Below are 14,724 nucleotides of genomic sequence, written 5' to 3' on the forward strand. Positions count from 1 at the left end.
CGATGGGGTCTTCCTCATCGAGATCGGGAGAGACCTCATGTTCAGCCGCCTCGCCGACGTCCTGGTGCCCGCCGTCGGACGTCTCACGGTGACCACCGATGCCGGATCCGTCTGCGCGCCGGGCAGCATCGTCGTCGCGAACCACACCTCCCTCGCCGATCCCGCTGTCGTGCTCGCCGCGCTGCACCGCCTCGGCGTCGAACCCGTCGCCATGGGCGCCGCGGGTCTCTGGCGGATCCCGCTGCTGGGCCGCGCGCTCACCCGCGAGGGGTACATCCCGGTGTACCGGAGGGACCCGCGCGCCGCCGACGCGCTCGACCTGGCCGCCGCCGCGCTGGCGCGGGGCCGGACGGTCCTCATCTACGCCGAGGGCGGGATCCCGGTCCGCAAGGACGCCGCCGAAGCCGCGCCCGGGGAGTTCCGCAGCGGTCTGACCCGGCTCGCGGCACGCACCGGGGCGCCCGTCGTCCCGGTCGGGCAGGCCGGGGCCCGCCGGGTCACCTCCGGCGGTACGGCCAAGCAGCTGGCGGGGTTGTTCACCGCGCCTCTGCGCAGGCCCGCACTCCACGTCCACGTGGGGGCGCCGCTCTCCCTCACCGCCGATCACACCGCGAACACCCGCCAGGCGCACGCGGCGGTGACCGCCGCCTGGCGCACGGCCGCGGCCCGCCTCGGCGAACCGGCCGCGCTCGCCGCGTGACTTCCCGGCCCACCCTGCCCGCGTTCCCGACCACCGACGACACCGAACCCGACGTCGCCGCCACGGCTCGGCGACCAGGAAAGCGCTGCGACGGCTCGGGCTCGCTATTCGGTGGCCGTCCGGCTCCACGCGTCGTCACGGTCGTCGCATGATTCACGTCCTGCAGCTCGTCCAACGTGGTGGGCGCCCCGTCCGGCGCTCTCCTCGCACCAGGGGGCCGGGGGCCGCGGGCCCTCCTGACCACGGCCGGCGCGGCGGGTACGGCCTGCCGCGCAGTCACCACCAGCGGTGGCGGTCCCCGGCCACACGCCGGTCACCGAGCGGCTGCACGGCGCGGGCGTTGCCCCTCGGGAAGACCTTCCGGTAGTGGGCCAGCGCGGAGGCGGAGGCCTGGATCGGATGGGTCAGCAGGGTCCAGCGCACTCCGGGGGTGTAGGGGCAGACGGTGGTGGAGCCGACGTAGCGGTACGACTCGGTGCAGGACGGCAGGAGGGCGTCGAGTGCGACGCCGGGGACCTCCCAGGGCTCCTCGTTGCGACGGGCGGAGGTGAGCAGTCGGTCGAGGGAGTCGTTGGCCTGGCCCGGGTGCACGAAGACGCCGACGACCGCGAACCCGCTGTCCTCGCCCGCGTCGCCCTCGCCGGCCTCGTCGGTCACCCGCCGGTACTTCATGTGCTGCTCCATCGGGAACGCCACGCCTGAGACGGTGTGTTCGGACGGCGTGTGCCAGTGCACGTCGACCAGCTCGTAGCGGTCGGCACCCACCCGCACCAGGCATTCCCCGCCGGGCGGCGGCGCAGCCTTCACAGTCCCCTCGTCGTCCCGTACACAGTCGGGCCGGCCGCCCTGGGCCTGCGCGAGGCCGGTTCGGGGCCGAGGGGTCTCGGGGGCGTCGAAGTGCAGTTCCAGGTCCAGCGCCGGCGGGTGGGCGAACCGCAGCGGGGGCAGCGCCGAGAGGTCGATGTCCTGCGGCCGGATGTCCACCGGGCTCTGCTTGCCGCGCGAACGGCCGACGGCGGACGACGCGGGCACGGTCTGGGTCATGGGCGAACACCTTCGACTGGGCGGGAGTTGGGGACCGGACGCACCGCATCCCTCCCCGTGCCGCCGCGCCGGAACGCGCCGCCTCACCCGGACTGACGAACGGGCGGCACGGCCTTGACGCCGGGGCCGGCACGGCTCCCGTGACGAGCGTGCGGGTCCGCGTCAGACCCCGGCGTCCTCGCTCGGCGAAGGCGCGGCGCACGGCCGCAGGACCATCAGCGAACCTTCCATGGACGCCACCATGGCGAAGTGGAACCGGTCGAGTTCCAGACAGAGCGCGACGTCATCGGGATGGACCCCTTTGCGCACACCCTGCGCCAGGTCGACGGCGGCCCGCGACGCGGCGGCACGGCGCAGGAATCCGGCGGCATCCGTCCCCACCCCGGGGTCCCTCCCCGTCCCGGCGGCCGTCCCCGCTCCGGCCTCGGCCTCGTCGGCTCGCCGCGCGATGTACTGGGCGCAGGCCAGATCCTCGTCGGCCCGCCCGTCCTCTCCCGTGACCACGTACGTGACGCTCTCACCGCCGCGCGCCCGCAGCACCCGTGCCGTCGCCTCGGCCACCACGAAGCCGGCGCAGAGCACCAGCGAGGCGTCCTTCACGGCGAGCGCGCCGACCGTCCCCGCCGTGGTCTTCTGCACGACGGTCCGTCCGCCGAGATCCATGGACCGCAGCAGGCCCGGCGAGTTGACGGCGTCGAATCCCGGCGCGGGCGGCCCGTCCTTGAGCGCCACCCAGTCCGGGTGAGCGGACTTGAGCGCCGCCGCGTCGTCCAGCGACCCGGCCAGGACGATCTTCTCCGCGCCCCGGGCGAAGGCCCACGCGGCGACGGTGTACGCACGCATGACGTCGATGACGACGGCGACGGACGGGGCTTCGCGCAGCTCGGGGATGCCGAGGAAACGAGCGTTCATCCTGATCATGATCGTGGCCACCGATCCCGAGACGATCAGAGAGTGACGGACCCCACAACAAGGGTTCCCGGGAACCCGTCCCTGGCTGAGCTGCGGGGCGTCGGAAAATCGGGTGGCCCGGGGCCCCTCCCCACGTGACAATCAGGGGCCATCAAGGGGAGGAACACATGAGCCAGGCCCACCTGACTCTTCATGAGCTGCTGCCGCCGGACGAGCTCGCGGCGGCGCTCGAAGCGGGGCACGTCACGCGCAAGGCGCACCCGGAACTGCCACTGTCCATCTACACGTACACGCGGACATGTCAGTACGAGCGGGTGTGGAACCGTGTGACCACGCGCTGCCGGGGCCTCGTGGCCGACGACGGCACCGGGGAGATCGTCGCGCTGCCGCTGCCGAAGTTCTTCAACGTCGGTGAGCACGAGGCCGGTCAGCCCTACGCCCCGAGCCTCCCGGACGAGCCGTTCGAGGTGTACGACAAGGTAGACGGCAGCCTGGCGGTGGTGTTCCACTACGCCGGCCGGTGGCGGGTCGCGTCCAAGGGGTCGTTCGTGAGCGTGCAGGCCACCTGGGCGCAGCGGCTGCTGGACGCGAAGGACACGTCCGGTCTCGTGCCCGGGGTGACCTACCTGGCCGAGATCCTGTACCCGGAGAACCGGATCGTCGTCGACTACGGCGACCGTCGGGACGTGGTGCTGCTGGCCGCGTTCGCGAAGGACGGCACCGAGGTCCCCCTGGCGGAGGCCGCCGTGGGGTGGCGGGGTATCGGCTCGGTCGTCACCGTGCGGCCCGCCGTGCCGCTCGCCGACCTGCTGGCGATGACGGACGGCAACCGGCTGCCGGGCGGCCTGCCGGCAACCGGCACCGACGCGGAGGGCTTCGTGCTGCGCTTCGCCTCGGGTGTACGGGCCAAGGCCAAGTTCGCGGAGTACGTGCGGCTGCACAAGGTGCTGACCGGGGTGACCGAGCGGGACATCTGGCGCGGTCACGGCATCCAGCGGTTCGCCGGCCTGCCCGCCAAGCAGGTGGCGCAGGCGCTGAACTGCTCGCCCGAGGACGTCGTCGCGTCCGGCGGCCGGCCCCTGGACGCGCTGCTGGAGCAGGTGCCCGACGAGTTCGACGCCTGGGTGCGCGGCGTCGTCGCGGGCATCGAGAAGCAGGTCGAGGACCGTGAGCGGGCGATCGACGAGGCGTTCCGGTCGCTCGCGCATCTCGCGGGCGACCGGGGCGCGTTCGCCCGCGCGGTGCGGGAACTGCCCGACGCGGCCGTGCGCCCCGCCATGTTCCAGCGCCTGGACGGGCGTTCGACCGTCCTCGTGACGTACCGGTCCACCCGGCCGGAGGCGTCCGACCCCTTCAAGAACGACGAGGAGAACTGACCGTGCCCGTGGTACACGTCATGACGGGGCTGCCCGCCTCGGGGAAGACGACGGCCGCGCGCGAGCTGCAGGCGGAGTCCGGGGGCCGGATGCGCCGCGTCAACCTCGACGATCTGCGGCAGATGCTCGACATCCCGCTGCCCGAGGGCGCCGAGCGCCGGTCGTACGCGCACGAGCAGACCGTGCTGGCGATCCAGGACGCGGCGGTGCGGGCGGCCGTCGACGGCGGTTTCGACGTCGTCGTGGACAACACGCACATGACGCCGCACATCCCGAAGCGGCTGAAGGCGGCCGTGGCGGGGCTGGCCACGTTCGTCGTGCACGACTTCACCGACGTCCCGGTGGAGGAGTGCCTGCGGCGGGACGCCGCGCGGGAGCGGCCGGTCGGTGAGGAGATCATCCGGATCCTCGCCGACAAGCACGAGAAGTCCCGCAGGGGCGGCTGGCGGCTCACGGCGGAGTGGCTGAACGACGAGCCCGCCGTCGAGCCGTACACCGCCGACCCGGCGCTGCCCTCGGCGGTCATGTGCGACATCGACGGCACGCTCGCGATCCGGGGCGACCGGGGCGCGTACGACTTCACGCGCTGCGAGGAGGACCTGCTCAACGTGTCGGTGCGCGGCGCGCTGCGCTCGTTCCGCAGCGCCGACGGCGATGTGATCGTCCTGCTCTCCGGGCGCGGGGAGGAACACCGGGACCGGACAGAGGCGTGGCTGCGGGCGCACGAGGTGCCGTACGACGAGCTGTGGATGCGGGCGGCCGGTGACCAGCGTCGCGACGACGTGGTGAAGGCGGAGCTCTTCGACCGGCATGTGCGGGACCGCTTCGCCGTGCGGGTCTCGCTCGACGACCGGGACCGGGTCGTCGCCGTGTGGCGGCGGATGGGACTGCCGACCTGGCAGGTCAACTACGGCAACTTCTAGACCGCGCCACCGGCTGCCGGGCGGGGGTGAACGGGCCGGTCGGCCCGTGGGCGCCCGCTGGTAAAATGGGGGCACGCTTCGACACCGCCGGGGCCCGTACCGAGGGGTACGGGCCCCGGCGCGTTCCGGGCGACCACACCAGGAAAGGTTCCCCTTGTGAACGCGAAGCCGTCGTCCTCGGCCCCCGGGCCCTCCCCCGCCGACGCGTCCCGGCAGGCCGGCGAGCCGCGCGGCGAGTCCCCGACGCCGGAGGCGGTGTCCGGGCAGCTGCCGCCGGCCGAGTCCTTCGACGCGCTCGGGCTGCCGCCGGAGCTGCTGCGGACCATGACCGAGCTCGGGGTGCGCGAGCCGTTCCCGATCCAGGCGGCGACGCTGCCGAACGCGCTGGCCGGCCGGGACGTCCTCGGCCGGGCGCGGACCGGTTCGGGCAAGACACTGGCGTTCGGGCTCGCGCTCCTGGTCCGGACGGCGGGGCAGCGGGCGGAGTCGAAGCGACCCCTCGCGCTGGTCCTGGTGCCGACCCGGGAACTCGCGCAGCAGGTGGACGACGCGCTCACGCCGTACGCGCGGACCCTGGGGGTGCGGCTGGCGACGGTGGTCGGCGGGCTGTCGATCAACAAGCAGCAGGCGCTGCTGCGGGCGGGTGCCGAGGTGGTCGTCGCGACACCCGGGCGGCTGGCCGACCTGGTGTCGCGTCGGGACTGCCTCCTCGATCGGGTCCGGATCACGGTGCTGGACGAGGCGGACCAGATGTGCGACCTGGGGTTCCTGCCGCAGGTGTCGGAGATCCTGGACCAGGTCCGGCCCGACGGGCAGCGGCTGCTGTTCTCCGCCACCCTCGACCGCGACGTCGACCAGCTGGTGCGCGGCCATCTGCACGATCCGGTGCTCGCCTCGGTCGACCGGGTCGCCGGCTCGGTCACCACGATGGAACACCATGTGCTGAACATCCACCCCGCCGACAAGTACGCGACGGCCACCGAGATCGCCGCCCGGGACGGCCGGGTGCTGATGTTCCTCGACACCAAGGCCGGGGTGGACCAGTTCACCCGCCATCTGCGGGCCAGTGGCGTACGGGCCGCCGCCCTGCACAGCGGCAAGTCGCAGCCCCAGCGCACGCACACGCTCGGGCAGTTCAAGGACGGCGCGGTCACCGTGCTGGTGGCCACCAACGTCGCGGCCCGGGGCATTCACATCGACGCGCTCGACCTCGTCGTCAACGTGGACCCGCCCGCCGACGCCAAGGACTATCTGCACCGCGGCGGGCGCACGGCGCGCGCCGGGGAGTCCGGGAAGGTGGTCACCCTGGTCACCCCCAATCAGCGGCGCGACGTCAACCGGATGATGTCCGAGGCCGGGATCCGGCCGACGGTCACCCAAGTGCGGTCCGGCGAGGCGCGGTTGACCGCCATCACCGGGGCGAAGCGGCCACCGGCCGGGACGGGGTCCAGCGGCGGCAACGCGCCCTTCCGGGGCCTCGGCAGCCGGCCTGGGCGCCCCGCGAAGGAGTCCCGCAAGGCCGCCGAGGCCCGGAAGACCGCGGAGGCCCGCGCGGCCGCCCGGGTGCGCAAGGGGCGCTGACACCCGCGCACCGGTCGGCCCGGGGCCTGTCGCTCGGATCACGCCGGCTTCGGGCGACGGCGCCTGACGGCTCGCGGCCCAGGCGTGATCCGAACGACAGGCCCCGGGTGAGCGGGCCGCGGACGGACCGGCTCGTTCAGGAGCCGGGGGCGAGGCCGAGGGCGGTGAGGGCTTCCCTGCCGGTGGCGGTGTGGTCGCCCCCGGCGAGGAGGAGGGCGCGGGCCGACTGGTAGGGGCAGCCCGCCGCGTCGAACGCCTTCGCGGCGGCGAGCAGGCCGGGCAGGTCGCCGTCCAGGAGCGCCTGCGCCCGGTCCACTTGGGCCGTGACGACCGGGTTGCCGGCGACCGGTCGCCGGGCGGCGGCGACCCGCGCGCGGGCCTCCGGGTGGCCGGAGAGGACCGAGGCCTCGGCGCGCAGGCCCACGTACCAGTGGTGCCAGATCCAGGAGACCCACTTCCACACCTGGTCCGGTTCCGGTGCCACCCGGGCCAGGGCCGCGTCCGGGTCGCCGAGGTGGAGGAGGACCATGGCGTCGAAGACCGCGCCGTAGCCGTGGTGGTGCTCCGCCGCCGTACCGGCCTCCTCGACGATCGTCAGCCAGGTCGACCGTGCGTCGTGGTCGCCGCGCAGTCCGTGGATCATCGCGACGGCCGCGGCGGCGGGGCCGAGCGAGAACGACCGCTGACGGCCACTCCTGTGCCAGGAGTCGAGGAACCGTTCGCTGCCGCTGAGCACGTCCCTGCCGTGGCCCGCGAACGCGTCCGCGACCATCAGCCAGGACGTGGCGTGGTGGGTCACCTCGGCGAACAGCGGCTGGTCGGCCAGCTGCCCGCCCCATCGGCGGGCCTGCGCCAGCTCGCCGACGCCGAGGGCGGTGCCGGCGGCCATGGCGAGGGCGTCCATCCGTTCCTGTGTGGCGGCCGGGGTGGGCGGCGCGGGGGCCAGGACGTCGATCCGGCGCCGGGCGGCCTCCGCCGCGCCGAACGGGTCACCGGCCCAGGTCCGGGCCCCGGACAGCGCGTCGAGAGCGGCGGACTCGGCGACCGGGTCCCCCGCGCACCGAGCCAGCCGGACGGCCCGCTCGGCATGACGGACGGTCTCCCGTGCACTGTTGTCCACGTCCCCCTGAACGGCCCCGAAGGCGTCCACGACCACGGCGGCTTCGGCGAGAGCGAGGGCGGCGGCCGTACCTGCGACCGCCGGCTCGGCGGCCGGGCCGGGGGGCGGGGAGGCCGACGGACCGTGCGGCGTACGGGGCACAGGCTGCGGGCCGCCGGGCTGCGGAGCGGCGGCGCCGGGCGGCAGGTCCATGGCGCCGGAGAGTTCGCGAGCCGCCGTGAGCAGGGCGGTCGCCTCGTCCGCTGTGGGGAGCTGGGCGAACTCGCTGGAGAAGCGGTACGCGACAGTGGCGGCGGCTGCCAGGTCGCGGGCCGCGCCCATGGGGTCGCCCGCCCGGAGGGCCGCCTCGGCGGCGGCACGGTGCAGGCGGTACATGTCATCGCCGAGCCGTCGGCAGCCGGCCACCCCGGCGGCCTCCCGCAGGGCTTCGGCAGCGGCGGCGGCACCGGCCACCCCAGCCAGCGTCGCCGCCTGTTCGTATCGTTGTTGGCTTTCGCAGAGCAGGTTGCGGGTGAAGGTCAGGCCCGCCAGGGCGAGGGCGAGGTGGTGGGCGGGGGTGCGGTGGTCCGGGCGGGCGGTCGCCCAGGACAGGGCCGCTCGGAGGTCGTCGGCGACGGCGTCGAAGCGTGCGCGCCAGTCGGGGACCTCGGCCCCGGCCAGGGCGGCCGCCCCGGCCAGACACCAGGCCACGTGGCGCGACCGCACCCCCGTCAGCTCGTCGGCGTCGGCGAGCCGCTCGGTCCCGTACTGGCGGATGGTCTCCAGCGCCTGGTAGCGGGTGCCGGTCGCGGTCGGTGTCGCGGTGAGCAGGCTCTGTTCGGCGAGTCGGCCGAGCCCGTCGGCCACCGCCGCCGGGTCCAGCGGCGCGAACCCGGCGATCACCCCGGCCGCCTCGGCGGTGAACGGCATGGCGAACACCGAGATCCGCCGCAGCAGCGCCCGGTCGGGCGGTTCCAGCAGATCATGGCTCCAGTCGAGCGCGGCCCGCACCGACCGGTGCCGGTCGTCCGCGCGGGGGCCGCCCGCGAGGATCCGCAACTGGTCGGAGAGGCCGGCCGTCAGACCGTCCGGTCCGAGCGTGGGCCAGCGTGCCGCCGCCAGTTCGATCGCGAGCGCCATGCCGTCGAGGCGTTCGCAGATGGCCGCGACCCGGTCGAGCAGGGCCGCTTCGGGTGGCCGGCCGACCGCCGCCACCCGGTCCAGGAAGAGCGTCACGGCCTCCGAGTCGGCGCCGCCGTCCGACGACAGCGGCGGCACCGGGAAGACCCACTCGAACGGCACCAGCATCCGGGCCCGGCTCGTCGCGAGCACCCGTAGCCCCGGGCAGGCGCCCAACAGCCGTTCCAGGAAAGGGGCGACCCCGTCGCGTATCTGCTCGCAGTTGTCCAGGACCAGCAGTGCCTCGCGGTCCGCCAGGGCGGTGAGCACCGAATCCTCGACACCGCGCCCGGGTTGTTCGCCCAGCCCGACGGCCTCCGCGACCGCGGCGCCGACCCGCGCCGGATCGGTGACCGGGGCCAGGTCGACGAACCACACCCCGTCGGCGAAGTCACCGGCCGCGTCCGCCGCCACCGCCAGCGCGAGCCGGGTCTTGCCCACCCCGCCCGGACCGACCGCCGTGACCTGCCGACGCGTCTTCACCGCCTCGGCCAGTTCGGCGCGTTCGCGCACCCGGCCGACGAACGCCGTCAGCGGTACGGGGAGGACGGGCACCGGGCGGGGCCGGTCCGTACGGACCGACTCGGCCGCGCGCCGCGAGAGTGCCCGCCGGTCCGGTTCGTCGAGCTTGCGCAGCAGGGCGGAGACATGGGACTCGACCGTGCGCACGGAGATGAACAGGCGCGCGGAGATCTCCGCGTTGCTGAGGTGTTCCCCGAGCAGCGCGAGCACTTCGGTTTCCCGGGCCGAGATCACTGGAGTGGACACCGGGTCATTATCCGCTGCTCCGTGGCCTCTCCGTGGTGGATTCCGTGCTCACCACGGAGGCGGGCCGTGGCCCCCTCGGGGGAGGCTGTGACCACGGCGATCGCACCCGGCGGACACCTCGGGCCGGTCGCGGCCACCGTCCCCGCAAGCCTCAGCGACACAGGAGTGACCATGACCGGTTCGCCCGCAGCCCCGACCGCCGGCCCCCGCCCTCGCGCGGTGCGTCGCGGCGACACGGAGCACCGGCTCGCCCACGACGCCGATGTCTGGGTGGCCAGTGCCTCGGCGGACGGTGTGCCGTATCTGGTTCCGCTGTCCTTCGACTGGGACGGCGAGACGCTGTTGATGGCGACCCCGGGCGACAGTCCGACCGGCAGGAACCTGGCCGCGACACGGACCACCCGGCTCGGGCTGGGCCCCACCCGCGACGTGTCCATGATCGAGGGCGTGGTGGAGGTGCTCCCGGTCGACGCGCTGCCGACGGAGCAGGCCGACCGGTTCGCCGCGCGCGCCGGCTTCGACCCCCGGGTCTCCGCCACGTCCTACCTCTGGTTCCGCGTCACCCCGGTCCGGGTTCAAGCCTGGCGCGAGGCGGACGAGTTGAGGGGGCGTGAGCTGATGCGCGACGGCCGCTGGCTGGGCTGAACCGCCCCCGCCCACACACACCCACACCCACACCCACACGAACAACAAGCAGACGGTACGAGGAAGGCAGACCGCCATGACGAACACCCGGAAGTCCACCCCGAGCAGCAGCACGGCCGAGAAGAAGTTCGACGGGTTCACCGCCGAGGAGCGCGAGGCGATGCGGGAGCACGCGCGGGACCTGAAGACGACCGCCCGTCGCGGAGCACGTGCCACCCGGGCGGACGGGGAGAGCGACGTGCTCGCCAAGATCGCCGCGATGGACGACGCGGACCGTGCTCTCGCCGAGGGGATCCACCGGATCGTCGGCGGGGCCGCGCCCGACCTCGCGCCGAAGCTCTGGTACGGCATGCCCGCGTACGCCAGGAACGGCAAGGTCGTCTGCTTCTTCCAGAGTGCGCAGAAGTTCAAGAGTCGGTACGCCACCCTCGGCTTCAGCGACCAGGCCCACCTCGACGAGGGCCCCCTGTGGCCGACCACGTACGCCCTGACGGAGCTGACGGACGACACGGAGGCACGGATCGTCGAGCTCGTCCGCAGAGCGGCGGGCTGAGCACGAGGAGCGCCTGCGCCCAAACAGCCGACCCACAAGGTCCGCGCCGCGCATCCGCCGGGCCCCGCTCGGTGCGCCGCCGTCAAGGTCACCGGGCGGGGCCGCGACATGATCACGTACGTCCCGTCAGAGCCGTCGCCCCCTACGATGGCCGCATGGCCGTCGTCCTCTTCGCAGGTATCCCGGTGAACGACTACACAGCGGCGCTCTCCTGGTACGAGCGCCTGCTGGGCTCCCCGCCGACGTTCTTCCCGAACGACACGGAGGCGGTGTGGGAGCTGGCGGAGCACCGCTACGTGTACATCGAGCACCGGCCCGGACGGGCCGGCCACGCGCTGCACACCGTCTTCGTGGACGACCTCGACGCCCGGGTCGCCGGGATCACCGGGCGGGGGCTGGAGCCCAGCAGCCGCGAGACCTACGCCAACGGCGTCCGCAAGTTCACGTACCACGACCCGGACGGGAACGAGATCGGGCTCGGCGGCGGTCCGGCCCTGCGGCAATGAGGCGTCGGGTCATCCGATCGGTGCGGTGATCTCCCGCTTGAGGATCTTGCCGCTGGGGCCGGTCGGCAGGGTGTCCATGAGCCACACCTCGCGCGGGTACTTGTACGCGGCGACCCGGTCCTTGACGAACTCCCGCAGCTCGTCGGGGGTGGCGTGGGCGCCGGGCCGCAGGACGACCGCGGCCGCGATCTCCTCGCCCAGGTGGTCGTGCGGCACCCCGACGACGGCGGCCAGGGCGACGGCCGGGTGTTCGTGCAGGGTCTCCTCGATCTCGCGCGGGTAGACGTTGTAGCCACCGCGGATGATCATGTCCTTCTTGCGGTCGACGATGTACAGATAGCCGTCCTCGTCCTGCCGCGCGAGGTCGCCGCTGCGCAGCCAGCCGTCCGGGATCGCGGCCGCCGTCTCCTCGGGCCGGTTCCAGTACCCCTTCATCACGTTCGGCCCCCGTACGGCCAGTTCACCGACCTCGCCGGGCGCGACGTCCTGGCCCTTGTCGTCCAGCAGTCGCACCTCCACGTCCTTGATCGGGGTGCCGATGGAGCCGGCCTTGCGGGGTCGGTCGGGGTGGTTGAAGGTGACCACCGGGCTGGTCTCGGACATGCCGAAGCCCTCCAGCACCGCGCAGCCGAAGCGCCGTTCGAAGCCGTGCAGGATCTCCACCGGCAGCGAGGCTCCGCCGGAGACGCACATCCGCAGCGTCGACACGTCGGTCCGCGCCGGATGCTGGAGCAGCGCCGCGTACATCGTCGGCACGCCCTCGAAGACCGTGGCCCCGTCCCGCGCGATGGCCTCCAGCACGGCTTGCGGCTCGAAGCGCGGGATGAGGGTGAGCGAGGCGCCGGCCCGCACGGCCACGCTCATGGTGCAGATCTGGCCGAAGATGTGGAACAGCGGCAGACAGCCCACCACCACGTCCTGCGGTGTCATCCGCTGCACATGGACCGTGTTGACCTCGGTGTTGTGCCGCAGTCCGCCGTGGGTGAGCGTGGCGCCCTTGGGGCGGCCGGTGGTGCCGGAGGTGTACAGCAGCACGGCCACGTCGTCGTCCGCCGTCTCGGCGACGCCGGGCAGCGGCTCGTGTCCGGCCAGCGCCCGCGCGAACGCCGCGGGCTCGACGGCGGCGTGCCGCACACCCGCGTCGGCCGCGCCTCGCGCGCCCTCGCCCGGCGCCTGGTGCCATTCGAACAGCAGCACCGCTCCGGAATCGGTCAGGTGGTACGCGGTCTCTCGCGTCTTCAGCAGCGGGTTCATGGGGACGACGACGCCTCCGGCGCGCAGCACGCCGTAGTACAGGACGACGAACTCGGGCACGTTCGGCAGCATCAGGGCGACGCGGTCCCCCGGCCGTACACCCTCGGCCCTCAGCAGCGCGGCGGCGCGGGCACTGCGCTGGTCCAGCTCCGCGTAGCCGGTCACCTGGTCGCCCAGCCGCAGCGCCGGACGCCCCGGCTGCCGCTGTGCCGTCTCCACCAGGTACTCCGCCAGATTGGCCATGCCCCGCCTCCACGAAAGTCGCCGTCGAAATCCGCCGTTCACCTGCCCGACATCGTGCTGCCACACGCGGCGGCGGCCTATGGGCCGTACGACAGCGCCTGCCGCCCGGGGTTGTCCGGGGGAACAAAACAGGGCCGTTAGGCTGCGGAGATGGACATCTCGGGCGTGGCGGCGGCGCTGCATTCCAGACTGCCGGAACTGGGTGAGCGGATCGCGGGGCGCATCCGGTCGGACGTCGACGCCTACGACGACGAGTCGCTGATCCCCTTCGACTCGCTGCGCCGCTCGTGCACGGCCAACGCGGACCTGATCCTCAACCACCTCCGCGCGGGTGCCACCGCGGACCCGAGCCCGGCCCGTGAGACGGGGCGCGTCCGTGCCGAGCAGGGTGTACCGCTGGCGGACACCCTGCACGCGTACCGGGTCGGCTTCGAACTGCTGTGGACGGAGATCGTGGCGGAGGCGCGAACCCATCCGGAGGTGTCCGACGACCAGCTGGTGGCGAAGTCTGCGGAGATCTGGGCGCTGTTCGGCCGGTACGCGGAGGCGGTCGCGGCGGCCTACCGGGAGACGGCGGCCGAGCTGACCGCACGGGGCCAGGCCCGGCGGTCGGCGCTGGTGGAGGCGCTGTTCACGGGTGTCATCGCCGACCGGACCACGCTGTGGGAGGCCGCCCGCGAGCTGGGGCTGCCCGAGCGGGGGCCCTACGCGGTCGCCGCGGCGGCGGCCGGCGCGCCGGGCGAGGAGCCGCTGGCGGGGGTCGAGGCCGGGCTGCGTCAGGCCCAACTCCCCTCCGCCTGGAGGCTGTTGCCCGACCAGCAGATCGGTCTGATCGCCCTGCCCACGGCGACGGCGGAGGGCACCTGCCTGGGCGTCCTGCGCCGGACCCGCGCCCGGGTGGGCGTCAGCCCGAGCTTCCACTCCCTGCGCGACACCCCGCAGGCGCTGCGGTTCGCCCGGCTCGCGCTGGCCGGGCTGCGGGGCGGTGGTCCCGGCGTGGCGCTGTTCGACGACGACCCGCTGGCCATGGTGGTCGCCGCCGCGCCGGCCGAGGCGGCGCACCTGGTGGAGGTGGTCCTGCGGCCCGTGCTCGACCTCCCGGTCGCGGAGCGGGCGCGTCTGCTGCGGACCCTGGAGCACTGGTTCACCGCCGCGGGTTCGGCCACGGACGCCGCCCGGAGCCTGTTCGTGCACCCCAACACCGTGCGGTACCGGCTGCGCCGCGTCGAGGAGCTGACGTCCCGGTCCCTCTCCGACCCACGGGCGGTGGCACACATCGGCACGGCCCTGCTGGCCGTACGCGACCGGGGCACGGAGCCGACGGAACACCCGCCCACCGAGGTGAGCTGAGCGCGCGACCGGGAGGCCGGGGCCCCGACCAGGCGAGAAGGCGGACTGACTGACTGCCGGACCTGCCGGACCTGGGCCGGACCTGCCGGACCTGGGCCGGACCTGCCGGACCTGGGCCGGACCTGCCGGCCGCCGGAACGACGGACCGGGGCGGCGGGCAGGCGGACCGACCGGCCGGCGGATCGACGGGTCGGCGGACCGACCGACCAGGGATCGACGAGGCGGCGGATCGACGGGGCTGCGGACGGGGCCAGCGGGGCGGCGGACAGGGCAGACGGACCAACCGGATGCCGGACCGACCGACCGGCGGATCGACTGGCCGACGGTCAGCGGCGGCGGACAGGGGCACCGGGCCGGGGGAACGACCGGCCGACTCACATGGCCACCGGGCGGCGGACAGGACAGGCGGACCGACCGGCCGGCGGACATGGCCGGCGGGCAAGGGCAGCGGGCCGACGGGTAGGGCGGGCGGGCCGGCTGGTCGGCGGTCGCCACGTCGACGGTCTGCGCGGCAACGCGCGTCGGCGGGCTGCACGGCGACGAGCGTCGGCGTTCTGCGCGGTGCGGCGCCCTGCGGAGCCGTGCCCCGGA

At 74.1% G+C, this 14,724-nt stretch carries 12 protein-coding genes; 8 read left to right on the forward strand and 4 right to left on the reverse strand.

Going from position 1 to position 14,724, the window contains the following annotated elements; all coding sequences use genetic code 11:
- Window positions 1-37: 37 nt before the first annotated feature.
- Window positions 38-700, forward strand: a complete 663-nt coding sequence (locus tag ACZ9QC_RS02030; RefSeq protein WP_472918498.1) for a lysophospholipid acyltransferase family protein — start codon at window positions 38-40, stop codon at window positions 698-700.
- Between the two features lie 276 nt (window positions 701-976).
- Here ACZ9QC_RS02030 and ACZ9QC_RS02035 read toward each other — a convergent pair whose 3' ends face one another.
- Entirely contained in the window at window positions 977-1,744 is a 768-nt protein-coding gene (locus ACZ9QC_RS02035; RefSeq protein ID WP_472918499.1) for a carbonic anhydrase family protein, read from the reverse strand.
- Window positions 1,745-1,906: 162 nt separating this feature from the next.
- Window positions 1,907-2,656, reverse strand: coding sequence for a 2-phosphosulfolactate phosphatase (locus tag ACZ9QC_RS02040; protein ID WP_472918500.1), 750 nt, complete (start codon window positions 2,654-2,656; stop codon window positions 1,907-1,909).
- 167 nt (window positions 2,657-2,823) lie between these two features.
- Between ACZ9QC_RS02040 and ACZ9QC_RS02045 the strand changes: the two genes are divergently transcribed.
- The 3 genes from ACZ9QC_RS02045 (at window position 2,824) to ACZ9QC_RS02055 (ending at window position 6,536) form a co-directional block, all read left to right on the forward strand.
- Entirely contained in the window at window positions 2,824-4,032 is a 1,209-nt protein-coding gene (locus tag ACZ9QC_RS02045) for an RNA ligase (protein WP_472918501.1), read from the forward strand.
- A 2-nt stretch (window positions 4,033-4,034) separates the two neighbouring features.
- On the forward strand, window positions 4,035-4,955 hold the full coding sequence (locus tag ACZ9QC_RS02050) for a phosphatase domain-containing protein (protein ID WP_472918502.1): 921 nt from the start codon (window positions 4,035-4,037) through the stop codon (window positions 4,953-4,955).
- A 156-nt stretch (window positions 4,956-5,111) separates the two neighbouring features.
- Window positions 5,112-6,536, forward strand: a complete 1,425-nt coding sequence (locus ACZ9QC_RS02055; RefSeq protein ID WP_472918503.1) for a DEAD/DEAH box helicase — start codon at window positions 5,112-5,114, stop codon at window positions 6,534-6,536.
- Between the two features lie 136 nt (window positions 6,537-6,672).
- Here ACZ9QC_RS02055 and ACZ9QC_RS02060 read toward each other — a convergent pair whose 3' ends face one another.
- The gene (locus tag ACZ9QC_RS02060; protein ID WP_472918504.1) at window positions 6,673-9,582 is read right to left on the reverse strand and encodes an ATP-binding protein; all 2,910 of its coding nucleotides are present in this window, start codon (window positions 9,580-9,582) and stop codon (window positions 6,673-6,675) included.
- 171 nt (window positions 9,583-9,753) lie between these two features.
- Here ACZ9QC_RS02060 and ACZ9QC_RS02065 point away from each other — a divergent pair, with 171 nt between their 5' ends.
- From ACZ9QC_RS02065 to ACZ9QC_RS02075, 3 genes are all read left to right on the forward strand, one after another.
- On the forward strand, window positions 9,754-10,227 hold the full coding sequence (locus ACZ9QC_RS02065) for a pyridoxamine 5'-phosphate oxidase family protein (protein ID WP_472918505.1): 474 nt from the start codon (window positions 9,754-9,756) through the stop codon (window positions 10,225-10,227).
- Window positions 10,228-10,303: 76 nt separating this feature from the next.
- The gene (locus ACZ9QC_RS02070) at window positions 10,304-10,780 is read left to right on the forward strand and encodes an iron chaperone (protein ID WP_472918506.1); all 477 of its coding nucleotides are present in this window, start codon (window positions 10,304-10,306) and stop codon (window positions 10,778-10,780) included.
- A 155-nt stretch (window positions 10,781-10,935) separates the two neighbouring features.
- Window positions 10,936-11,286, forward strand: a complete 351-nt coding sequence (locus tag ACZ9QC_RS02075) for a VOC family protein (protein ID WP_472918507.1) — start codon at window positions 10,936-10,938, stop codon at window positions 11,284-11,286.
- A 9-nt stretch (window positions 11,287-11,295) separates the two neighbouring features.
- Here ACZ9QC_RS02075 and ACZ9QC_RS02080 read toward each other — a convergent pair whose 3' ends face one another.
- On the reverse strand, window positions 11,296-12,783 hold the full coding sequence (locus ACZ9QC_RS02080) for a long-chain-fatty-acid--CoA ligase (protein ID WP_472918508.1): 1,488 nt from the start codon (window positions 12,781-12,783) through the stop codon (window positions 11,296-11,298).
- 150 nt (window positions 12,784-12,933) lie between these two features.
- Here ACZ9QC_RS02080 and ACZ9QC_RS02085 point away from each other — a divergent pair, with 150 nt between their 5' ends.
- A complete protein-coding gene (locus ACZ9QC_RS02085; RefSeq protein ID WP_472918509.1) occupies window positions 12,934-14,133 on the forward strand; it encodes a PucR family transcriptional regulator in 1,200 nt (399 codons plus the stop codon).
- Window positions 14,134-14,724: the final 591 nt, after the last annotated feature.

The organism is Streptomyces sp. HUAS MS02 (genome assembly GCF_055702265.1).